This is a genomic window from Intrasporangium sp., from assembly GCF_032907665.1.
Lineage (GTDB): Bacteria > Actinomycetota > Actinomycetes > Actinomycetales > Dermatophilaceae > Intrasporangium.
Genome location: NZ_JAJJPG010000006.1, coordinates 1 through 4,391, shown reverse-complemented (window position 1 = coordinate 4,391; position 4,391 = coordinate 1). Strand labels below are relative to the sequence as shown.

The 4,391-nt window shown below is 70.8% G+C and carries 5 protein-coding genes; 3 read left to right on the top strand and 2 right to left on the bottom strand.

Features of this window, described 5'->3' with window-relative positions; translation table 11 throughout:
• Positions 1 to 41: 41 nt before the first annotated feature.
• Positions 42 to 371 (bottom strand): Lsr2 family protein, encoded by a 330-nt coding sequence (locus LOY02_RS01800; RefSeq protein ID WP_317180606.1) that lies wholly within the window; start codon positions 369 to 371, stop codon positions 42 to 44.
• A gap of 148 nt (positions 372 to 519) precedes the next feature.
• Complete coding sequence (locus LOY02_RS01795; RefSeq protein ID WP_317180605.1) at positions 520 to 696, bottom strand: hypothetical protein; 177 nt, start codon at positions 694 to 696, stop codon at positions 520 to 522.
• Positions 697 to 771: 75 nt separating this feature from the next.
• Here LOY02_RS01795 and radA point away from each other — a divergent pair, with 75 nt between their 5' ends.
• From radA to LOY02_RS01780, 3 genes are read left to right on the top strand one after another with little or no spacing between them, the layout of a single operon-like run.
• Positions 772 to 2,187: a DNA repair protein RadA gene (gene radA, locus LOY02_RS01790; protein WP_317180604.1), complete on the top strand. Its 1,416-nt coding sequence runs from the start codon at positions 772 to 774 to the stop codon at positions 2,185 to 2,187.
• 58 nt (positions 2,188 to 2,245) lie between these two features.
• Positions 2,246 to 3,325 carry a DNA integrity scanning diadenylate cyclase DisA gene (disA, locus tag LOY02_RS01785; protein ID WP_317180603.1) on the top strand — a complete coding sequence of 360 codons (1,080 nt, stop codon included), beginning with the start codon at positions 2,246 to 2,248 and terminating at the stop codon, positions 3,323 to 3,325.
• 41 nt (positions 3,326 to 3,366) lie between these two features.
• Positions 3,367 to 4,278: an A/G-specific adenine glycosylase gene (locus LOY02_RS01780; RefSeq protein ID WP_317180602.1), complete on the top strand. Its 912-nt coding sequence runs from the start codon at positions 3,367 to 3,369 to the stop codon at positions 4,276 to 4,278.
• Positions 4,279 to 4,391 lie beyond the last annotated feature (113 nt).

Genomic DNA, 4,391 nt, shown 5'->3' with positions numbered 1-4,391 from the left:
CCCTCGAGGGTGCCGACGTGAACGGCAGTGTCGCCGTCGCGTCAGTGGGCCTTGTCGTAGGCCGCCTGGATCTCCGAGGAGATCCGGCCCCGGTCGGACACCTGGTACCCGTTGGACCGAGCCCACTCGCGAACTGCGGCGAGGTCGGACCGTTTGGCCCCTCCACCGGAGGACGAGCGGCGTCGTCCGCGCCCGCCGCTGCTGCGACGTGCGTGCCCGGTCCAGGATGCCAGTGCGTCGCGCAGCTTTCGCGCATTCTTCTCGCTGAGGTCGATCTCGTAGGAGACCCCGTCGATTGCGAAGGAGACGGTTTCGTCCGCCTTGCCGCCGTCGACATCGTCGATGAGGACGACTTCCACTCGCTGAGCCATGTTTCTCCATCTGGTGTCGTGATGGCAATTGTCTGCCGAGAATGCTGCGCATTCGCGGCGAGGGCCAATTTACACGCAATTACCAATGCAGAGGAATGGGGGTCGCAATTGGGGACGAAACATGGACCCAGTTGGGATGTGCGAGTTTCTACTTTTCTTCGGCAGATATGCGCGTGGCCTCGGCGTCGCGCTCGGCCTCCCACTTCGCGAGGGCAATTCGCTCACGTCTGTCGCCCTCGAGAATGTTCTTGATGATGACGTAGAAGAGCCACGTGACACCCACCGTCGGGAGGAGCGCGAGGACGTAGGGCAGGACGGATTCCATGGGTCCATGATCCCACGACCGGAGCGCGTGCCTGTCGCCTCGGCATTGTCGCCGCCGACCTCTACCGTGGCGGCCATGGCCACGAAGTCGACCAGCCGACGCCCCGCTCGTTTCCGTTGTGCCGAGTGCGGGTGGAGCACGGCGAAGTGGGTGGGCCGCTGCGGCGAGTGCCAGGCATGGGGCAGCGTCGCCGAGTCCGGTGCCACCGGCGCGCCCCGCACCGTCCCAGCCGCGGTGACGCGACCGGCGGTCCGGATCGCCGACGTCGACCTCACCAGCGCCGCTGCCAGGCCGACCGGAGTGGCCGAGTTCGACCGGGTGCTCGGCGGCGGTCTCGTCCCGGGAGCCGTCGTGCTCGTGGCCGGCGAGCCGGGCATCGGCAAGTCGACGCTGCTGCTCGACGTCGCGGCCCGCGCGGCGCGGCAGGGCGCCGCCGCCCTGTACGTCAGCGGTGAGGAGTCCGCCGCGCAGGTCCGGTCACGGGCCGGGCGGATCGACGCGCTGGCCGACACGCTCTACCTCGCCGCCGAGACCGATCTGGCGACAGTCCTCGGGCACGTCGAGGCGAGTGCCCCGCAGCTGCTCGTCGTCGACTCGGTGCAGACCATCGCGAGCGCCGACGTCGAGGGACAGGCCGGCAACGTGTCGCAGGTGCGCGAGGTCGCGGCGAGCCTCATCCGGGCGGCGAAGGACCGCGGAATCGCCGTCCTTCTCGTCGGCCACGTCACCAAGGACGGCTCGATCGCCGGGCCACGAGTCCTCGAGCACCTCGTCGACGTCGTGGTCCAGTTCGAGGGCGACCGGCACTCGCGGCTGCGACTGGTCCGTGCGGTGAAGAACCGCTACGGCCCGACCGACGAGGTGGGATGCTTCGACCTGTCCGAGGCCGGCATCGTCGGCCTCGCGGACCCCAGCGGACTCTTCCTCTCCGACCGCGCGCACGCGGTGGCGGGAACCTGCGTGACGGTCACCCTCGAGGGCCGGCGTCCCCTCGTCGCCGAGGTCCAGGCGCTCGTCGCGCCGTCCACGCTGCCGTCGCCCCGCCGGACGTCGAGTGGACTGGACGCGGCCCGGCTCGCCATGGTGATCGCGGTCCTCGACAAACGGGCGGGGGCGCCGGTCGGTGCCCAGGACATCTTCGCGGCAACAGTGGGCGGCGTCCGGGTCACTGAGCCGGCGGCCGATCTTGCCCTCATCTGCGCGCTCGCCTCCTCGGTGCTCGACCGACCTCTGCCTGTCGACGCGATCGCCATCGGGGAGGTGGGGCTCGCCGGGGAGGTCCGCAGGGCAACGGGAATCGGCCGACGGCTGACCGAGGCGGCCCGGCTCGGCTTCCGACATGCCGTCGTGCCTACGGGCAGCAGGGCCGACACCCCGGTGCCTGAGGGGATCGACGTGATCGAGGTCGGTAGTGTCGCCGAGGCGATCGAGACGATGCGCCGCCTCGGCGTCCAGCGGACGGTTCCCGCATTGGCGCGCGACACCGCCTAGACTGCGGCCACCGCCCTCTTCACGCGGAAGCGATCTCCGGCCGGCCGAACGGGAAGTGATGGACAGGAACGACGACGAGCTGCTGCTGCGTGCGGCCCTCGCCGCGGTCGCTCCCGGCACCGAGCTGCGAGACAGTCTCGAGCGCATCCTGCGCGGTCGCACGGGTGCCCTCATCGTGCTCGGCTTCGACCGGATCGTCGAGGCGATCTGCACCGGGGGTTTCACGCTCGACGTCGAGTTCTCGGCCACCCGCCTGCGCGAGCTGTGCAAGATGGACGGCGCCGTCGTCCTCGACCGCGAGGGGACCCGTATCCTCCGGGCCGCCACGCAGCTCGTGCCCGACTCGAGCATCGAGACGTCCGAGTCGGGCACCCGGCACCGCACGGCCGAGCGGGTCGCCAAGCAGACCGGCTTCCCCGTCATCTCGGTGAGCCAGTCCATGGGTGTCGTTGCCCTCTACGTCGGCAACAAGCGGCACGTCGTCGAGGGCTCACCGACGACGCTGTCCCGAGCCGACCAAGCGCTCCAGACCCTTGAGCGCTACAAGGCCCGTCTCGACGAGGTGACCGGCACCCTCTCGGCGCTCGAGATCGAGGACCTCGTGACGATTCGCGACGTCACGTCCGTGCTCCAGCGCCTCGAGATGGTGCGGCGCATCTCAGAGGAGATCCGGGACTACGTCGTCGAGCTCGGCACCGACGGCCGGCTGCTCAGCCTCCAGCTCGAGGAGCTCGTCGGCGGCCTCGGCAACGACCGCGAGCTCGTCATCCGCGACTACCTGCCGGCGACGAAGTCCGAGCTCACGGCGGAGGAGGCCCTCGCCAACCTCGAGGCCCTCAACGCCGTCGAGCTGCTCGACCTGTCCGCAGGTGCGCGAGCGGTCGGCTTCTCCGTCGTCGGTGACAGCCTCGACGCGCCGGTGAGCCCGTTGGGCTACCGCCTGCTGACCAAGGTCCCGCGACTGCCGAGCGCCATCGTCGAGCGGCTCGTCAACCACTTCGAGTCGCTGCAGCGGCTGCTCGCCGCCGGCATCGAGGACCTCATGCTCGTCGAGGGGGTCGGAGAGGGGCGGGCCCGGGCGGTTCGCGAGGGACTGTCTCGGCTTGCCGAGTCGTCGATCCTCGAGCGCTACGTCTGAGGCGACGGTCTCGGCCGACGCGCGGGCGTTACCGTGTCCGCATGCCGCTCGGCCACGTTCCGCTCTCCGTCCTGAGGCAGCGCATCACGACGTGGTACGCCGAAGCGGGTCGGGATCTCCCGTGGCGCGGCCCCGGGTGCAGCCCTTGGGGAGTTTTCCTCTCCGAGGTCATGGCGCAGCAGACGCCGCTCTCCCGGGTCGAACCGGTCTGGCGGGAGTGGATGGCGCGGTGGCCGACGCCATCAGGCCTCGCCGGAGCCGCCCCCGGTGACGCCGTGCGCGCCTGGGGCCGCCTCGGCTACCCCCGTCGGGCCCTGCGACTTCACGAGGCCGCGACGTTCATGGTCGTGCGGCACGGGGGCGACGTGCCGCGCACTCCGGCCGAGCTGCTCGCCCTTCCGGGGGTCGGGCCCTACACCGCAGCAGCGGTGGCCTGCTTCGCCTTCGACATCCCGGAGGTCGTCGTCGACACGAATGTGCGCAGGGTCCTTGCCCGGGCGGTCGAGGGCAAGGCGTTACCGGCCCCGACGTTGACCCGGTCCGAGACCGAGCTCGCCACGCACGCGATGCCTGCGGGGCGGCATACGGCCCCCTCTGCGCGGCGGGAGGCGAACGTCTGGAACGTCGCCGTCATGGAGCTCGGCGCCCTCGTCTGCGTCGCGCGCGGGCCGCGGTGCGAGGAGTGCCCGGTCGCCGACCTCTGCGCCTGGAGGGCGGCCGGGCGACCTCCCTACGACGGGCCTCCACGACGGGGACAGGCGTGGCACGGCACCGACCGACAGGTGCGCGGCGAGATCCTGCGCAGGCTGCGCGACGAGCACGCGCCGCTTCCCCTGACGGCCCTCGAGGGAGCCGGGCCCGACCGCTCGCAGCTGATGCGTTGCCTCGACTCCCTGGTCGCCGACGGCCTGGTTGAGCCACTGTCCCGCAAGCGATTTCGCCTGCCTGTGTGACGAGATCCCGCCGTGCACACCCCGGTCCATTGATGCGGTCGTCAGCCGGGGGAGTGGGCTCAGAAGGGTGGGGGGTCGTTCCAGTCGGGGTGTTGGCGTCGTTGTTGGGTGTG